This window comes from Kitasatospora paranensis (assembly GCF_039544005.1).
GTDB classification, from domain to species: Bacteria; Actinomycetota; Actinomycetes; order Streptomycetales; family Streptomycetaceae; genus Kitasatospora; species Kitasatospora paranensis.
In genome coordinates this window covers 6574896-6591559 of sequence record NZ_BAABKV010000001.1, presented here as the reverse complement: position 1 = coordinate 6591559, position 16664 = coordinate 6574896, and the positions used below count along the sequence as shown (strand labels likewise).

12 protein-coding genes and 3 pseudogenes are annotated in these 16664 nt (G+C 76.0%); 3 read left to right on the top strand and 12 right to left on the bottom strand.

The features are described from left to right. Window positions 1–73 precede the first annotated feature (73 nt). The gene (gene aceB / locus ABEB13_RS31310) at window positions 74–1726 is read right to left on the bottom strand and encodes a malate synthase A (RefSeq protein ID WP_345708158.1); all 1653 of its coding nucleotides are present in this window, start codon (window positions 1724–1726) and stop codon (window positions 74–76) included. A 187-nt stretch (window positions 1727–1913) separates the two neighbouring features. Here aceB and ABEB13_RS31305 point away from each other — a divergent pair. Further along, a pseudogene (locus ABEB13_RS31305) lies at window positions 1914–2711 on the top strand (IclR family transcriptional regulator); the annotation flags it as partial. Between the two features lie 17 nt (window positions 2712–2728). Here the strand turns inward: ABEB13_RS31305 and ABEB13_RS31300 are convergent. Both ABEB13_RS31300 and ABEB13_RS40815 read right to left on the bottom strand, forming a co-directional pair. Further along, window positions 2729–3040, bottom strand: a complete 312-nt coding sequence (locus ABEB13_RS31300; protein ID WP_345708157.1) for an antibiotic biosynthesis monooxygenase — start codon at window positions 3038–3040, stop codon at window positions 2729–2731. A gap of 10 nt (window positions 3041–3050) precedes the next feature. Next, on the bottom strand, window positions 3051–3602 hold the full coding sequence (locus ABEB13_RS40815; RefSeq protein ID WP_425559922.1) for a helix-turn-helix domain-containing protein: 552 nt from the start codon (window positions 3600–3602) through the stop codon (window positions 3051–3053). On the opposite strand from ABEB13_RS40815, the gene ABEB13_RS31290 reads away from it, so the two are divergent. Beyond that, window positions 3601–3873 carry a hypothetical protein gene (locus ABEB13_RS31290; protein WP_345708156.1) on the top strand — a complete coding sequence of 91 codons (273 nt, stop codon included), beginning with the start codon at window positions 3601–3603 and terminating at the stop codon, window positions 3871–3873. The two genes, ABEB13_RS40815 and ABEB13_RS31290, sit on opposite strands and share 2 nt — an antisense overlap. 81 nt (window positions 3874–3954) lie before the next feature. Here ABEB13_RS31290 and ABEB13_RS31285 read toward each other — a convergent pair whose 3' ends face one another. Continuing rightward, entirely contained in the window at window positions 3955–5121 is a 1167-nt protein-coding gene (locus ABEB13_RS31285) for a glycoside hydrolase family 16 protein (RefSeq protein WP_345708155.1), read from the bottom strand. Window positions 5122–5508: 387 nt separating this feature from the next. Between ABEB13_RS31285 and ABEB13_RS31280 the strand changes: the two genes are divergently transcribed. Further along, a complete protein-coding gene (locus ABEB13_RS31280) occupies window positions 5509–5838 on the top strand; it encodes a MoaF-related domain-containing protein (protein WP_100887716.1) in 330 nt (109 codons plus the stop codon). Window positions 5839–5903: 65 nt separating this feature from the next. Here the strand turns inward: ABEB13_RS31280 and ABEB13_RS31275 are convergent, their stop codons facing one another. From ABEB13_RS31275 to ABEB13_RS31240, 8 genes and pseudogenes are all read right to left on the bottom strand, one after another. After that, entirely contained in the window at window positions 5904–7052 is a 1149-nt protein-coding gene (locus tag ABEB13_RS31275) for an alpha/beta hydrolase (protein ID WP_345708154.1), read from the bottom strand. A 317-nt stretch (window positions 7053–7369) separates the two neighbouring features. Further along, window positions 7370–8233 (bottom strand): universal stress protein, encoded by an 864-nt coding sequence (locus tag ABEB13_RS31270; RefSeq protein ID WP_345708153.1) that lies wholly within the window; start codon window positions 8231–8233, stop codon window positions 7370–7372. A 104-nt stretch (window positions 8234–8337) separates the two neighbouring features. Next, on the bottom strand, window positions 8338–9225 hold the full coding sequence (locus ABEB13_RS31265) for a phosphotriesterase family protein (RefSeq protein WP_345708152.1): 888 nt from the start codon (window positions 9223–9225) through the stop codon (window positions 8338–8340). Between the two features lie 106 nt (window positions 9226–9331). Next, window positions 9332–9694: pseudogene (locus tag ABEB13_RS31260) on the bottom strand (carboxymuconolactone decarboxylase family protein); the annotation flags it as partial. 1 nt (window position 9695) lies between these two features. Further along, a complete protein-coding gene (locus tag ABEB13_RS31255; protein WP_345708151.1) occupies window positions 9696–10295 on the bottom strand; it encodes a DUF4865 family protein in 600 nt (199 codons plus the stop codon). 10 nt (window positions 10296–10305) lie between these two features. Then, window positions 10306–10862, bottom strand: a pseudogene (locus ABEB13_RS31250) (TetR/AcrR family transcriptional regulator). Window positions 10863–11002: 140 nt separating this feature from the next. Continuing rightward, the gene (locus ABEB13_RS31245; RefSeq protein ID WP_345708150.1) at window positions 11003–13135 is read right to left on the bottom strand and encodes an MMPL family transporter; all 2133 of its coding nucleotides are present in this window, start codon (window positions 13133–13135) and stop codon (window positions 11003–11005) included. A 37-nt stretch (window positions 13136–13172) separates the two neighbouring features. Beyond that, window positions 13173–16544: an ATP-binding protein gene (locus ABEB13_RS31240; RefSeq protein WP_345708149.1), complete on the bottom strand. Its 3372-nt coding sequence runs from the start codon at window positions 16542–16544 to the stop codon at window positions 13173–13175. Window positions 16545–16664: the final 120 nt, after the last annotated feature.

The window sequence follows — 16664 nt, the reverse complement described above, 5'->3', positions numbered from 1 at the left end:
GAACGGAGCAATCGGTGCAGCCGGTTCGCCGACTTGGCAGGCGGCGGACGGGCTGCGGGTGGATAGATTCGGTTCAGCCGAGCAGGGGCAGCGCGGGCAGGGTGAGGAAGTCGACGAACTCGTCGGCCAGCGCGACCTGTTCGAAGAGCCTGGCGGCCTCGGACCAGCGCCCACCGGCGTAGGTGTCCGCGCCGAGCTCGGCACGGAGTGCGGCGAGTTCCTCGGCCACGAGCCGGCGGACGAGCTCCGCGGTGGCCTTCTCGCCGGTGTCGGCGAGGACGACGCCGTTGTAAATCCACTGCCAGATCTGCGAGCGGGAGATCTCGGCGGTGGCGGCGTCCTCCATCATGTTGAAGATTCCGACGGCGCCCAGGCCGCGCAGCCAGGCCTCGATGTAGCGGACTCCCACCTGGACGGCGTTGTGCAGGCCGGCCCGGGTGCAGGAACCGCCGGCGCCGGCGATGTCGAGCAGCTGGGCGGCCGTCACGACCCCGTCTGAGCCGGGGTTGTCCTTCTGGTTCGGACGGTCGCCCAGCACCGCGTCGAAGCAGGCGCGGGCCACCGGGACGAGGTCGGGGTGGGCGACCCAGGAGCCGTCGAAGCCGCCGGCGGCCTCGCGGTCCTTGTCGGCCCGGACCTTCTCCAGCGCGGCCGCGTTGACCTCCGGGTCCTTGCGGGAGGGGATGAACGCGGCCATGCCGCCGACCGCGTGGGCGCCGCGCCGGTGGCAGGTCTGCACCAGGAGGCGGGTGTAGGCGGCCATGAACGGCGAGGCCATGGTGACGCTGTTGCGGTCCGGCAGGATGTAGTGGTCGCCCGCGTCGCGGAAGTTCTTGACGATCGAGAAGAGGTAGTCCCAGCGGCCCGCGTTGAGGCCGGCGGCGTGCTCCCGCAGTTCGTAGAGGATCTCCTCCATCTCGAACGCGGCGGTGATGGTCTCGATCAGGACGGTGGCGCGGATCGTGCCGTGCGGGATGCCGAGGGCCGCCTGGGCGTGCGTGAAGACGTCGTTCCAGAGCCGGGCCTCCAGGTGGCTCTCGGTCTTCGGGAGGTAGAAGTACGGGCCGGAGTTCGGGTCCTCGGCGCCCTTGGCCAGCAGCCGGGCGGCGTTGTGGAAGAAGTAGAGCCCGAAGTCGAGGAAGGCGCCGGCGACCGGGGTCCCGTCGACCAGCAGGTGGGTCTCGTCCAGGTGCCAGCCGCGCGGGCGGACGACCACGGTGGCCAGCTCGGCGGCGGGCTTGAGCGCGTAGGCCTTGCCCTGCGGCGAGGTGAAGTCGATCCGGCCCTCGAAGGCGTCGATCAGGTTGATCTGGCCGGTGACGACGTTCTCCCAGGTGGGGGCGGTGGCGTCCTCGAAGTCGGCGAGCCAGACCTTCGCCCCGGAGTTGAGGGCGTTGATCACCATCTTGCGGTCGGTGGGCCCGGTGATCTCGACCCGGCGGTCCCGGAGGGCACGCGGGGCCTCGGCGACCTGCCAGTCGCCGGCGCGGACGTCGGCGGTCTCGGGGAGGAAGTCGAGGGTGCCGGCCTCGGCGATGGCGGCGCGGCGCGCCTTGCGCCGGACGAGGAGCTCCTGCCTGCGGTCTTCGAAGGCGCGGTGCAGCCCGACGACGAAGGCCACGGCCTCCGGGGTGAGCACCTCCTCGGCGCGGGCGACGCGCGGACCGGCGACAGTGACGACCGGGGCAGCGGGGGAAGCGCCGACGGTCTCCTGGTCTGCAGCCATGGCAGGACACTCCTTGGACGGTTGAGCCACTAACGGGAGTTCCGGTGGGAACTGCCGAGATCCGGACCCCCGAAGGGCGGGTTCCGTTCTGTACAGTGGAGACTAGTTTCCGCGATACAGAATTTCAACGGTTTGTTGAGGTGATCGCTGGGACTCTACTCCTCCCCCGAGAGCGAAGGGAACGCCGGTGGCCAGCACCCCCGCCGCAGCCCCGTCAGGCACCGAGCGCGCCGGCGGCGTGCAGTCCGTCGAGCGCGCCTTCCAGCTCCTGGAGGCGCTGGCCGACGCCGGCGGCGTCGCCGCGCTCAGCGAGCTGTCCGTCAGCTCCGGCCTGCCGATGCCCACCATCCACCGACTCATCCGTACCCTCGTCCAGCAGGGCTATGTCCGCCAGGACACCGCGCGTCGGTACACCCTCGGCCCGCGGCTGATCCGGCTCGGCGAGACGGCCGGGCGGCTGCTCGGCAGCTGGGCCCGTCCGTACCTCGCGGAGCTGATGGAGGCCACCGGCGAGACCGCCAACCTGGCCGTCCTGGAGGGCGGCGAGGTCGTCTACGTCGGCCAGGTGCAGTCCCGCCGCTCGATGCGGATGTTCACCGAGGTCGGCCGGCGCGTCCAGCCGCACTGCACGGGCGTCGGCAAGGCGCTGCTGGCCCAGTTGCCGGAGGACGAGGCGAGGGCCGTCCTCGGCACCCAGCCGCTGCAGGCGCACACCCCGTACACCCTGACCGATCCGCACGAGCTGCTCCGCCACCTGGCGTCCGCCCGCGAGTCCGGCTACGTCGTGGACGACCAGGAGCAGGAGATCGGCGTCCGCTGCATCGCCGTCGCCGTCCCCGGCGCGCCGACCCCGACGGCACTGTCCGTCTCGGGGCCGGAGGCCCGGATCCGGGCCCTGGAGGACCAGCACGGCGACGCCGCGCTGGTGCCGGTGATGCACAGGATCGCGGCCAGGCTGGGCGAGGTGCTGGCCCCTGAGGCACCACCGTCGCGGTGGCCGCCTCAGGGCAGCGACACACTGGCCTCCTGGTCGGCCACGACGGTGAACACGACGAGCTCCGGTTCGGTGCCGACCCGCCGGAACAGCTGCGGCGCGGCCGGCCGCTCGGCCGCGTTCCGGACGGCCTCCAGGGCGGCGAGGTCCCGCCAGTGGCTCTGGATCCGCCAGTGCCCGGAAGGGCCGCGGAGCAGCTCCGTCCGCAGCAGGCCTTCGGGGAGCGGGCCGGAGACCAGCTCCCGGTACAGCGCCACCAGCTCGGCCTCCCGGTCCGGTGCCACCACCGCACCGACCTCGCTCAGCACCTGCTCGGCCATCGCCACCACCTCACTCCGTTGCGGGTCTTCCAACGTACGCCCGGCACCGCCCGACGGCCCGCCGGCCACGCGGGGCGACCCGGCGGTCACCGGCCGCGCCGTCCGCCCCCGGGTGAGCAGCTGGATCCCGATGGTGGGCGCACCGGTGAACGGCCGCCGGACCAGGCCGACCGGCAGGCCCGAAGCGGCGGACTCGCCGTCCACGGACAGCGCCTCGCCGCGGGCCACCGGTGCGTGCGCGGTGTCGAACGCGAATCCGGCCACCAGCCGGCCGGGGTCGCGCCGGCCACGACCCCGAGGGCCGGAGCAGCCGCACGTCCCGCCACAACCGGACGGCCCGGGCGCAGAGTTCGGCGCCACGCCCGGCCGGCACCGCACCCGCCCGGGTCGGTCCGACCCCCTGGGCGCCGCGCTCCGGCAGCTGGACGCCCAACTCCTGCTCCAGCTGCTTGATCTGGCGGCTCAGCGCGGGCTGGGCGATGTGCAGTCGCTCGGCGGCGCGGGTGACGCTGCGCTCCTCGGCGACGGCCAGGAAGTAGCGCAGACGGCGAAGTTCGGTCATGCGCGCCGGCGGCGACCTGCCGCTGTCGGGGACGTGGACCGGCCCGGACGGGATCCTCGACGCATTCGTCCCGGCGGTGGTGGCCCGACCGGTGCCGGAGAGCAGGGAGTTCGACGTCGAGGGCGTGATCGCCGAGGGCGAGCCGGTGCTCGCCGGGTGGAACACCCGGGCGCTGAGCCGCACCGGCGCCGCTACGACCGGCACCGCCTCGCGGTGTTCACCGTCCACGACGGCCGGATCACCGCCGTCCGCGAGTACCGCGACACCCTGAACGCCCACCGGGTCGTCTTCGCCCGAACCCCGGCCCCGCCCGGGCGGGACCGGGGCGGGGCCGGGAGGCGGTGAGCGGCCCTCAGCGATAGACCCGCAGGTAGTCCGCGGCGAACGTGAGCGGAGTGCTCCCGACCGGGGCCGGGTGGTAGCGGCCGGCGACCACCGACAGGTTGAGGATCGGGTAGGCCGACCAGCCCGCGCCGACACCGACGCCGTCGGACCAGACCTTCACCCCGTCGACGTACCAGTCGACCGACTCGGCGCCGTACGCGGTGCCGATGGTGACCCAGCGCCCCGGGGCCACCGTCGCGGGGTCGGTGACGTACGTCCCGGCGGGCCGGACGTGGTTGGTCAGCTCCAGCAGGTTCGGGTTGTCCGGGTGGTACTCGAAGCTGTCGACCTCGCCGTTGCCGTCCTTCCAGGTCCACAGCGCCGGCCAGGCGCCCAGGCCGGTCGGCAGCTGGACCCGGGTCTCGATGTAGTCGCCCGTCCGGACCTGGAAGCCCTGCGAGGAGCCCTCGGTGGTGAGCAGCCCGGTCGTCCAGGCGCGCCGGCCGTTCTCCAGGACGTGGCCGGAGGGCCGGGCGGTGAAGGTGGCGACCCCGCCGGCCACGGTGACCGCGCTGCGGGTCAGCCAGTCCAGCTTGTTGTCGGCCGGGTTGTGGTTGCCGTAGCGGTAGGCGCTCGTCCAGTCGCCCATCCAGGTGAGGCCCCAGGCGATCGGCCGGTCGAACTCCTCGGACCAGGCCAGCTGCCGGGTCCCGGCGCCCGTCGGGACGGAGCCGGGCGCCGGGGTCGGGCTCGGCGTCGGGCTGGGTGTGGGGGTCGGGGCCGGCGTGGGGACCGCCGTCACGGTCAGCGGCTGGGCGGCGAGGTTGTGCCAGGAACCGAGGTAGTCCTGCCAGATGCCGAACGCGGTGTAGGTGCCGACCGGCAGCGTCCGGGCACCGGTGGTGACGGTGAGACCGCCGGGGCATATCCGGGCGTTGGCCGCCGCCCCGGGGAAGTCGAGGGTGTGGCCCGCGGCGTCCCGGACGGCGACGCCGACCCGGCGGGCCCAGAAGCAGACGCCGGAGTGCAGGGTCAGCCGGGCGCGCTGGGCCGTACCGGCGGTCATCGTGGTCGGCGCGAGGCTGTCCTGGACGACCGGGGCTGCCGCTTCCGCGCGGCCTGCGACCGGCAGGGCGAGCATCAGCGCGGCGCAGGCCGCGGCTCCCAGCCGGGAGGGGAGGGTCAGGGCTCTCATGTGGGGGACCTCGGGGCGCCTGAGGACGAGCGGGCCGAGCTGGCCGCGGGGCACCGCGGTCGGACCGCTCCCCCGCTCCTGCCCTGCTCCCGTGTTCGAAGGTCCGGTGCCGGACGGGCAGGACTCGGCGCCCCGACACCACGATCCGCCCGGGAGCGGACATTTCGACGCTAACAACCCGTTCGGTGACGCACCAACAGATACGGGCCGTCCGGGGTGCGGCCCGCCGCTCCTCAGAGCCTCCGACCGCACCCCGGCGGCCTGTCCCGGGGCGGCCGGCAGCCGCCCGCGGGAGAGGCTGGGGAACGACTGGTGCGTCCGCTAGGTTGAAGGGGTGCGGCCGCACCGGCCGCCCGTACCCGCCGATCCAGCCGAGGACACTCCGAGATGACCGCGCCCCTGCCGGGCTTCGCCGGCCACACCTACCTCTTCCAGGTCGACAACGGCGCGGCCTTCCGCAACTCCTACGCGGCCGACGGCACCCGGCTGCGGTGGGAGGGCCTCGGCGAGTCGGCCGGCCAGTTCGAGGACGTCGCCCTGCACGTCGCCCAGGTCGGCCCGGAGCAGTGGTTCGTCAGCTGGACGGAGCAGAGCGGCATCACCGTCAGCCACGTGATGGACCTGGCCGCGCTCACCGTCCGGGTCTTCTGGACGTACGAGGGCGAGGGCGGGCGGGTCGGCGAGCTGCACACCGGCACGCTCCAGCAGCTCGGCTGACCGGCGGGCCGCGGCCCGGCGCCCCGGACCTGATGACGCGGCCCCGGTGACTCGGCCCCGGCGGCTCAGCCGGCGACGAGGTGCCGGGACATCCACTCCAGCGACGGCGGCAGCAGCTGCGACCAGGTCTTGAAGTTGTGGCCGCCCTGCGCGACCGTCGCCTGCGCGGCCGCCATCGGCGGGCGCACCGCGGCCTGGAAGGCGTCGGTCTGCCGCTTGTAGTCGCCGTCGCCCGCCACCGGGCCGGCCAGCAGCACTGCGACCCGCGGCTGCGGCAGGTGCGCGAGGCGCCACATCAGGTCGGCCTCGTCGCGCCGCTGCGCGCTGCCCTTGAACAGGTCGCCGGTGGTGGCGTCCTCGGCGGCCTTGTAGTAGCCGGAGAGCGAGGCGGCGGACGGGTACACCTCGGGGTGGCGCATCGCCATCTTGACCGCGCAGTAGCCGCCGGTCGAGTTGCCCATCACGCCCCAGGCGGCGGGCGCAGCGGCCACCCGGTAGGTCGCCGTGACCACGCGCGGCACGTCCTTGGTGAAGTACGTCTCGGAGTGCGCGCCGCCGGGCACGTCCTCGCACTCGGTGTCGGCCGGCATCGCCGGTGACGGCCGCATCAGCACCAGCACTGTCGGCTGCATCTTGCCGGACTGCATCAACTGCAGCGCCGCCGCAGGGTAGTTGAGCCGGGTGAGCAGGTTCTTCGCATCACCGGGGAAGCCGGTCATCGCCACCACCGCCGGGAAGTGCCGGGCCGCGAAAGCAGGCTGGAAGTACTGCGGCGGCAGGTAGACGTACGCGTCGGTGGCCAGCCCGGAGATCGAACCGGTGATCCTGACCGACTGGATCTCGCCGACCTGCTGCGGGTCCTGGCTCCCGGTCGGGCTCTGCACGCCCTCCTTCCCGAGCAGCTGCGCCTTCACCACGGGCGGCGGCGCGGCCCCGGCGGGCCGGCCCTCGGCGGCGGCCTGGACGGAGACCGGCCCGGTCTCCCCGGTGCCCAGCAGGTCGTCCCAGCTGCTGTAGAAGGCGAAGTAGTTGTTGGCGGCCAGCGCGATCGCACACAGCACGGTGGCCTGGGTGGCCAGCAGGGCGCCGATCCGGCCCAGCACCGCCCCGACGCTCCGGCGCGCCAGCCGGGGCCAGCCCCACACCGTCGCGGCCATCGTCGCGACCGCGGCCAGTACCGCGATCGCCAGCACCGAATGGCTGGTCAGCCCCATTGCTCCCGCTGCTCCCCGTGTCCCCGCGGCACCACCCCACGGTGCTGTCCGCTCGCCTCGCCGCGGCCCCGGCTCCCGCCCGGGCCCTCCCTGACACGCACGCCGGCCCGGGGGTGTCCGGTTGCACCCGGCGGTGCCCGATCTCGGGTCGAGCCAGGGTGCCCGCGCCGACGATCAAGTATGCCCGCCCGCGGGGAGTGCCTCCGACCGGCGCCGGGCGCGCCCCGGCCGGCCCGCGCCCGGCGGGAGCCGCCCGCGCCGGATCCCGGCGCCGGGGCCGATCCGGACGCCGGGGCCGCGACCGGACCCGGGGACGGTCAGAGCGGGACGACCGCGACCGGGCAGGCCGCGTGGTGCAGCACGGCGTGCACGGCCGTGCCCAGCCGGAGCCCGAAGTGCGGCGCCGGCTGGCGCCGGGAGATCACCAGCAGTGCGGCGTCCCGCGAGGCCTCCACCAGGGTGGCCGCGGTGCCGCCGCTGACCTGCCGGGTCTCCAGACCGACCTCCGGGTACTCCTCCCGCAGCGGGTCGCAGATCCTCCCCACCAGCTGCGTGTGCAGCCGGGCCTCCTCGCCGATCTCATCCACCATCGGCGCCATGTGGCCGACGTCGGCGACCACCGGTGACCAGGAGTGCAGGGCGAGCACGGGCAGCCCCGTCCGCTCGCCGGTGCGCAGCGCGAAGTGCATCGCCGGAGCGTCCCGCTCGTCGCGGACGGCGACCAGCACGTGGGCGCCGACCTGGCCGCCGCCGCGCACGACGACCACCGGACTGACCGAGTGTGCGGCGACCCGGAGGCTGACCGAGCCCAGCATCAGCGAGGCGAAGCCGCCGTGGCCGCGGGTGCCGACCACGGCCAGTTCGGCGTGCTCGGCGGCGGTCAGCACCGCCTCGGCGGCGTCCCGCGGCACCACGTCGCCGGTCGGCGAGAGCTCCGGGTGCGCGGCGCGGACCTTGGCGAGCGCCTCGTCGAGGGTGCCCTCGGCCTCGCGCAGGATGAGGTCGGTGACGGCCGCGCCGGTCCGCGGTGACAGGGTGACCGTCCCGGTGTTGACGGCGTGCACCAGGTGCAGCCGGCAGCCGCGGCGGACGGCCTCCTCGGCGGCCCAGTCGGCTGCTGCGGCGGCGTGCGCGGATCCGTCCACACCGGCGACGATGCCTGAGCGGGCTCTGCTGTTCATGATCGGCTCCCGGGTGCGCCCTGCCCGCGGCACGGCCCGCAGCCGCGACACGGGGCTCTGCTACCAGGATGCCCCTCGGCGCACTCGCGGTCATCCCGCCCGGGTCATCGCCGCCGGGGCGCCCAGGGCGCGGCGAAGGCCGCGGCCGGGTTGGCGGTGAACACCAGGTGGGCGAGGTCCGGGCCCAGCCGGGGACGGATCCGGCGCAGCAGGTACGGCATGCCGGGGTTGCCGCGGGCGGCCGCGGTGGTGGTGTCGCCGCCGAGCAGCAGCCGGTCGGCGTGGCCGGCGTCGGCGAGCGCGGCCAGGCAGTCCAGCAGGTGGTGGTCGGTGGCGTGGTTGGCCGCGGAGGGCCCGTCGAAGGCCAGGTAGGCGCCGGAGGCAGCGAGCCGGCGGTGCAGGCCGAGGTCGGGGAAGCGGTTGAGGTGGCCGAGCACGACGCGGTGCGGCGGGACGCCCAGGGTGCCGCAGAGCAGCTCCAGCACGTCCTCGGCGGCGGTGCCGAGCTCGTGGTGGACGGCGATCGGCGCGCCGGTGGCGTGGTGGGCCTCGGCCGCGGCGGTCATCGTCCACCGGGCGTGCGCGTCGAGGCCGTGGTAGGCCCCGGCGACCTTGACCAGCCCGGCGTGGCGGCCGAGTTCGGCGGTGAACAGCTCGGCGAGGTCGAGCCGGCGCAGGGCGGCCCCGTCCGGGTAGTGGGCGGCCTGGTGGAGACCGGTGGCCGCGACCAGGTGGACGCCGGTGCGGCGGGACAGCTCGGCCAGGTCGTCGGGGCGCCCGCCCATCCCGTACGGGGTCCACTGCACGACGGCGCGGCCGCCGAGCGCGGCGAAGTCCCGCAGCTCGGCCTCCGCGGCGTCCGGGTCGGCGAGCTCCTGGCCGGGCAGGCGGGCGCTGGCGAGGAAGAGGTGGTCGTGGGAGTCGGTGACGCCGAGCTCGGCCGGCGGCAGGTCGCCGAGCACGGTGCGGACGGTGTCCCCGGCCCCGCTCACCGCCCCTCCCCTGCGGCAGCTCCTGCTCCTGCCCCTGCCCCTGCTCCTGCTCCTGCTCCTGCTCCTGCTCCTGGCGGGCCTCGGCCAGCGCCGCGGCGGCCACCCGCAGGGCGGCCAGCGCCTTCGGCACGCCGATGTAGGGCGCGAGATGGACGAAGCTCTCGGTCATCTGCTCGCCGGTGAGTCCGACCCGCAGGCCGCTGCGGACGTGCCCGTGCAGCTGGGGTTCGACCCCGCCGAGGGCGGCCAGTGCGGCGAGGGTGAGCAGCTGCCGGTCACGCGCCGCGAGGCCGGGCCGCTGGTAGGTGCCGCCGAACAGGGCGGTGACGATCCAGTCGGGGAAGCCGGGGGCCAGCGCCTCCAGGGCGGGCAGCGTGGCCTGCTGGGTCGTGGGGTCGAGGAGGTCGTCGAGCACCCGGTAGCCGGCGGCGCGGTCGAGCGTCGCGGCGGCGAGGTCGGTGGGCAGCATGTCAGGCCTTCGCGTGGACGGGGAGCCGGTCGAGCTCCGGGCGGGACAGGTGCAGGACCCGGTAGCGGGTGCCGTCGGCGGCGGCCGGCGGCACGTCCCGCCAGAGCGCCAGGTGCAGCAGCTCCCAGCGGTAGGGGTCGAGGGCGATCGCGGCGCTGTGGAGGCCCGGCGCCCCGGGGAGGCCGTCGACGGCGGCCGCGACCGCCTCGTCCGGGTCCGCTTCCTCCGGGAGGGCGTGCCGGGCGCGGGTGGCGAAGCGCGGCGTGCCGTCGACCGCCGGGCCCGGGCGGAAACCCGCGCCGAGCCAGTGCCGGACGGCGGGCCGGCCGAAGTCGGCGCAGAGCCCGCGGAAGCCGGGGCCGGTCAGGAAGTCGGCCATGCCCTCCGCGGTGCGCCACAGGTAGACGGGCGCGTACTGGTTCACCGGGGAGCCGCCCCCGGCGCCGGCGGTGCCCGGGTCGTCGCGTTCCCGGACGAGGTAGGCCTTGAGGCCCAGGCCCGGCAGGTCGTCGGTCAGGCCGCCCCGGGTGGCGACCCGGCGGTGGACGATCCGCATGTCGTAGTCGGCGGGGAGGGTGATCTCGTACTGCATGGCGTGCACGGTGGGCTCCTCAGACGGTGCGCAGCAGCGCGAGTGCGCCCCGGATGGCCTGGTGGAAGGCGTCGGGGTCGTCGGCGGCGCGGGCCAGCACGTAGCCGCCCTGGACGACCGCGGCGATCGCGGCGGCGGTCTCCTCGGCGTCGAGCCCCGCCGCGAGCTCGCCGGCGGCGACCCCTCGGCGACGACGGCGGCGAGCCGGCCGCGCAGCCAGGCGAAGGTCTCCTGGACGGGTGCGCGCAGCCCGGGGTCGGCCATGACGTCCGGGTCCTGGGTCATCCGCCCGATCCGGCAGCCGCGCAGCACGTCGCGCTGGCGCAGCAGGTAGGCGGCGATCCGGTCGTGGGCGTTGCCCGGGCCGTCCAGCAGTTCGCCCGCCGCGGCCTGCATCTGTTCGGCGCTGCGCTGCAGGGCGGCGGCGGCGAGGTCGGGCTTGCCGGTGAAGTGGTGGTACATGCTGCCCTGGCCCGCACCGGCACGCTGCTGGATCGCCTTCGGGCTGGTGCCGACGTACCCGCGCTCCCAGAGGAGCTCCTGGGTGCTCTCGATCAGACGGTCCTGGGTGCTCATGGGAGAGACTGTACATACCAGTAGGTACAGAATCCAGTGCCGGCCTGCACCCGACGACGCGCCGCCGCCCGCGGGCCGGTGGGCCCGCGGGCGGCGGTGGAACGCAGCGCGGTGCGGTGCGGTGCGGACGAGGGGCCGGCTCAGGCCGGGACACGCTCCGGTTCGGCGGCCGGCAGCGGGCCGGTGCCGTGCTCGACGTCGAGCCGCGGCAGCAGGCGGTCCAGCCAGCCCGGCAGCCACCAGTTGAGGCGGCCGAGGAGGGTCATCGTCGCGGGCACGAGCACCAGCCGGACGACGGTGGCGTCGATCAGCACCGCAACGGCCATGCCGACGCCCATCATCTTCACCGTGATGTCCGGGTCGATGGCGAAACCGGTGAACACCGCCACCATGATCGCGGCCGCACTGCTGATCACCCGTCCGGTGGCGGACAGGCCGCGCACCACCGCCCCACGGGCGTCGCCGGTGGCCAGCCAGTCCTCGCGGACCCGGGCCAGCAGGAAGACCTCGTAGTCCATCGACAGGCCGAACAGCACGGTGAACATCAGGATCGGCACCCAGCTGGAGACCGGCACCGCGTGCGGCAGGCCGAGCGCCCGCGCGCCGGTGTCCGACTGGAAGACAGCGGTCATCACCCCGTACGCGGCGGCGACCGACAGCAGGTTCATCGCGGCCGCCTTCACCGCGACCACCGGGGCGCGGAACAGCACCGTCAGCAGCACCAGCGAGAGCGCCACCACGAACGGCACCACCACCCACAGCCGGGACGCCAGCCGGTCGGAGATGTCGGAGAAGACCGCGACCGTGCCGGTCACCTCCGCACCGGCCGGCAGCACCCGGGCCCGGACGTCCTTCAGCAGCCGTGCGGTACGGGCGTCCTGCGGCCCGGTGGCGGGCTGGACGCTGATCACGGCCGCGTCCCCGGCCCGGTCCACCATCGGCGGGGCGACCGACACCACGCCCGGGTGAGCCTTCAGCGCGTCGACGAGGGCCGGCAACCCGGCCTGCGGCACCCGCTTCAGGTCGACCGCGACCACCAGCGGCCCGTTGGCACCCGGCCCGTAGGCGTCGGCGATCAGGTCGTACGCCTTGCGGGTGGTGTTGCCGGGAGCCTGGCTCCCGGCGTCCTGCGGCCAGGTGCGCATCCCCAGCATCGGCGCGGCCAGCGCCAGCAGCAGCACGAGCGAGCCGAGGGCCGCCGCCACCGGACGACGGCCGATCAGCCGCGCCCAGCGCTCGGTGCGGGTCGGCCCGGCCGCCACCCGCAGCTGCGGGTCACGGCGCTCCGCCCGGCGCAACAGCCGGTCGCCGGCCAGCGAGCAGAGCGCCGGGACGAGCGTCAGCGACGCCAGCATCACCGCACCGACCACCGCGAACGTCGCGTAGCCGAAGGAGGAGTACACCGGCAGGCCGGCCAGCTTGAGGCCGAACAGCGCCACCAGCACGGTCGAACCGGCCACCACCACCGAGGACCCGGCCGTGGCGGTCGCCTCGGCGGCCGCCCGCTGCCGGGAGAGCCCGGCGCGCAGGCCCTCGACGTGGCGGCTGACCAGCAGCAGCGCGTAGTCGATGCCGACCCCCAGGCCGACCATGGAGGCGACGGTGGGCGCGGTCGGGCTGATGTCGGTGACGGCGGCCAGCAGAGTGGTCAGCGCGGTGCCGAGGCCGAGCCCGGCCAGCGCCACCACCAGCGGCAGGCCCGCCGACACCAGCGTGCCGAGGGCCACCACCAGGATGGCCAGCGCGGCACCCATGCCGATCATCTCGGCGGTGCCGTCCGGCTCGGTGAAGCGCTCCGGCACCGCGCCGCCGAACTCCACCTGGAGACCGGCCCGTTCCGCCGGGGCCGCGGCGCCGCGCAGCGCGTCCAGACCGGTGGCGCCCTCGAAGGCGGTCACCGGCACGTCGTAGGCGACGGCCAGCAGCGCGGTGTCGCCGCGGGCGGAGAGCACGGGCGGGGCCACCGAAGCGGCGTGCGGCAGGGCGGCGAGCCGGGAGCGCAACTGGGCCAGCGCGGCCGCGGGGAGGGCGGCGCCGTGGGTGTCGTGCACGACGACCCGGGCGTTGGCGCCGGACATCTCCGGGAAGCGGGCGGCCAGCAGGTCGTTGCCGGCGGTCGAGGGGGTGCCGGGGACGCGGTAGTCGTCGCGCGGCGAACCGCCGAAGGCGGCGGCCAGGCCCAGGGCGACGGCGAGCAGCAGCAGCCATCCGAGGAGGGTGCGCCAGGGCCGGGCGGCGGATGCGCCGCCGAGACGGCCGAGCAGGGAGGACATGTCGGGGCCTTTCGGCAGTCCGGTGGTCGTGACCCGCTCAGCGTGCCGGGGCGCGCTTGGAGCCGGCTTGGCGCCGGGTCTCCAAGCCGTCCCGGTGGCCGTCCCGGGCTCCGATGCCCTCCGGTGCCGGCAGCGCCGCCAGGGCTGCCAGCGCCTCCGCCTCCCACTGCGGCGACTCCCAGCGGCGGGCCACCTCGGCGGCCTGCGCGAAGTACCCGGCGGCCTCGGCGCCGCGGCCGAGGTACCGGGCCAGCTCGCCCAGCGCCAGCGCGACCGGCCGCAGCGCGATCGAGGTGGACGCGGTACCGGCCACCATGCCGCGCAGCGGCAGCAGTTCGGTGATCAGTTCGGCCGCCTCGGCACGCTCGTCCAGGGCGATCACCGCGGCGGCCCGCACCACGAGGAAGAACGAGCGGTAGTAGTCGGGCTGGACGGCGAGCCGCCCGACCCGGACGGCGCGGGCCTCGTCCAGGCGGCCGCGGGCGGCCAGCGCGAGCGCGTGCACGTCGGCGGCCAGCGTGCCGTACTCCTCCCCGACCGCCTCGATCCTGGGCAGTTCGTCCGCGATCCGTCCCTGCTGGAGGGCGACGGTGAGCTCGACGAGCGCGCCGAACCCGTCGGCGTGCACCGACCCGCGGCCGCGGAGCCCGGTCACGGCCCGGGCGTACAGCTCGGCCGCCCGGTCGGGCCGGCCGGCGGCCAGCGCGACCATGCCCTGCCGGCACAGGCCGATGTCGGCCAGATCGGCGAGCCCGTACCGTTCGGCGAGCTCGTCGGCGGCCCGCATGCGGCGGCGCAGCGCGGGCAGGTCCCCGGCCACAGCGGCGGAGGTGGCGTGCAGGCTCTCGGCGTGCCAGCGGTAGGCGGGCAGGTCGTGGCGGCGGGCGAGGGCGCCGAGCTCGTCGGCGATCGCATTGCGCTGCACGGTGGCGAGTTCGTAGTCGCAGACCCGGGCCTGGGCGGCCAGCGCGAGCGCGAGCAGCCGCGGGTCCCCGTCGGCGCGGGCGATGGCCACCGCCTCGGCGGCGGCAGCGGCGCCGGCCAGGTCGCCGGAGCAGTCCCACTCGTGGGTGAGGGCGTCCAGCAGCCGGCAGCGGGTGGCGGCGGGCAGGTCGGTGCGCCGCAGCAGCCGGGTGAGGGTCTCGACGGCCTGCCGGTCGTGGCTGCCGTACCGGTGGGCGACCCACGGGGTGGGTTCCGTCCAGGCCGTCCAGGCCTCGATCAGCAGGTCCTCCCGGCCGGTCTCCTCGGCGAGGGCGACGGCCTGCCGCCTGGTGGCGCTCGCGGCGGCCACCGCGCCGCTGCGCACCTGGGCCCGCAGCAGGGCGCCGAGCAGGGCGATCCGGCGGGCCGGGCGGTCGTCGCCGCCGTCCGGCGCCCGGTCGAGACTCTCCAGGGCCTGCCGGAGGAGGGCGGCGCAGGTCTCGTGGGCGTAGCGGCGTTCGGCGGCCTCGGCAGCCCGGACGCAGGCGTCGACGGCGAGTTCGGCGGTGCTGCCGGAGGCCGCGCTCGTCCAGTGGTGGGCGAGGGCGGCGAGGCGCTCGGGCCTCAGCGCACGCAGCGCCTCGGCGTACCGCGCGTGCTGCCGGGCCCGGCGCAGACCGCTGAGGTCGGCGTACAGCGTGTCGCGCACCAGCGCGTGGGCGAACCGGACGGTACCGGGCCGCGGTTCGGTCAGCAGCCCGCCGGCCAGGGCCGGTTCGAGTGCGTCGACCAGGTCGTCCGGACCGCACCCGACGGCGTGCAGCAGCAGTTCGACCTCGGTCTCGCGGCCGGCGACGGCGGCCGTCCGCAGCACCTCGACGGTGCCGGCCGGCAGCCGGTCGAAGCGGCGCCGCAGCACGTCCCGCACACCCTGCGGCACCTCCTGGACGGCCACCAGGGCACCCTCGCCGGCCAGCAGTTGGGCGCTCTCGACCAGGTAGAAGGGGTTGCCGCCGGTGCGCTCGGCGAGGGCGTGGACGGTGTCGGCGTCGACCGGGCCGGCGCAGACCGACCCGATCAGCCGGCCGGCGTCCGCCTCGTCGAGCCCGGCCAGCGGGATCCGGTGCGGGGAGCGCCGGGCGAGTGCGGCGAGCAGGTCGGTGAGCTCGCCCTCGCCGGGGCGGTGCGCGAACACGAGCAGCAGGCGGTCGGCGCCCGCGGCGGCGAGTTCGGCGGCCAGGGCCCGGGTCTCGACGTCCGCCGCGTGCAGGTCGTCGAGGAGGACGGCGACCGGGGCCCGCTCGGCGACCCGGCCGAGCCAGCCCGCGACCGCCCGGTGCAGCCGGAAGCGCCCGGTCAGTGCGTCCCGGCGGCGGGTCGGGTCGTCGTCACCGAGCAGCGGGGCCAGCTGGTGGGCGGCGGCGCGGCCGGGCGGGACCTGGCCGGCGAGGTCGCGCAGCGCCTCCGTCCAGGCCCAGGCGGGCGGCGCGCCCTCCGTCTCGGGACAGCGACCGGCGGCCACCAGCCACCCGCTGCGCCGCAGGTGGTCGCCGAGGTGCGCCAGCAGGGTGGACTTGCCGGCGCCGGCCTCGCCGGTCAGCAGCACCACCGAGCCGCCCCGCTCCGCGCCGTCGGCCGCCGCGCCCAGCAGCCGCAGTTCCTCGGCACGGCCGACGAACGGGGCGGCCGGCCGCCCCGCGCTGGGCAGGCCTCCGTCCGAAGCGGGCGGCGCGGCCACCCGCGCGGGTGCGCCGAGCAGGTCGGTACGGCCGCGCAGGATCGCCGTCTCGAGGTCGGTGAGGGCCGGACCGGGATCCAGTCCCAGCTCCTCGGCGAGCAGCGCGCGGGCCTGCCGCAGCGCCTCCAGCGCCTCGGCCTGCCGGCCGGCGCCCCACAGGGCGCGGGCCAGCAGGCTCCAGCCCTCCTCGCGCAGCGGGTGCTCGGCGGTGAGCACCCGGGCCGCCGCGGCGGCGTCCCCGGACCGGCCCTCGCCGATCGCCGCCGCCACGGCCGACTCCCTTGCCGCGCGGTGGAGTTCGTCGAGCCGGATGATCTCGGCGGCCGCCCACGGCTCGTCGGCGAACTCGGCGTACGCCGGGCCCTGCCACAGGGCGAGGGCCGCGTCGACCGGCCCGGCGGCCGGCCGGCCGGGGTGCGCCGCGGCCCCGGCCGCCGCCCGGGCGCCCCCGAGCCGCAGTTCGAAGTCCCAGGCGTCCACGGCGGTGCCGGGAAGTTCCAGCGCGTAGCCGGGGGCGCGGCTGACCAGCAGCCGGGCGGGCTCCCGCGGCCCCCGTGACGGCTCCAGCAGGCGGCGCAGGTTGGAGACGTAGGCCTGCACCGAGGCGGCGGCCTTCGCGGGCGGGCGGCCGCTCCAGAGGTCGTCGATCAGCCGGTCGACCGGCACCACGGCACCCCGGGCGACCAGCAGCCGGGCCAGCACGCCGCGCTGCCGCGGGCCGCCGAGGCCGACCGGGACCCCTGCCACCTGCGCCGACAGCCCCCGAGCACCGTTATCCGCACCATGGTGGTGCCGAGCCTATGCGATGGCCGGAGCGCTCCTCGCCGCGGACGCCGGGCCCGGTACGGGCGGCCGCGACCGCGTGCG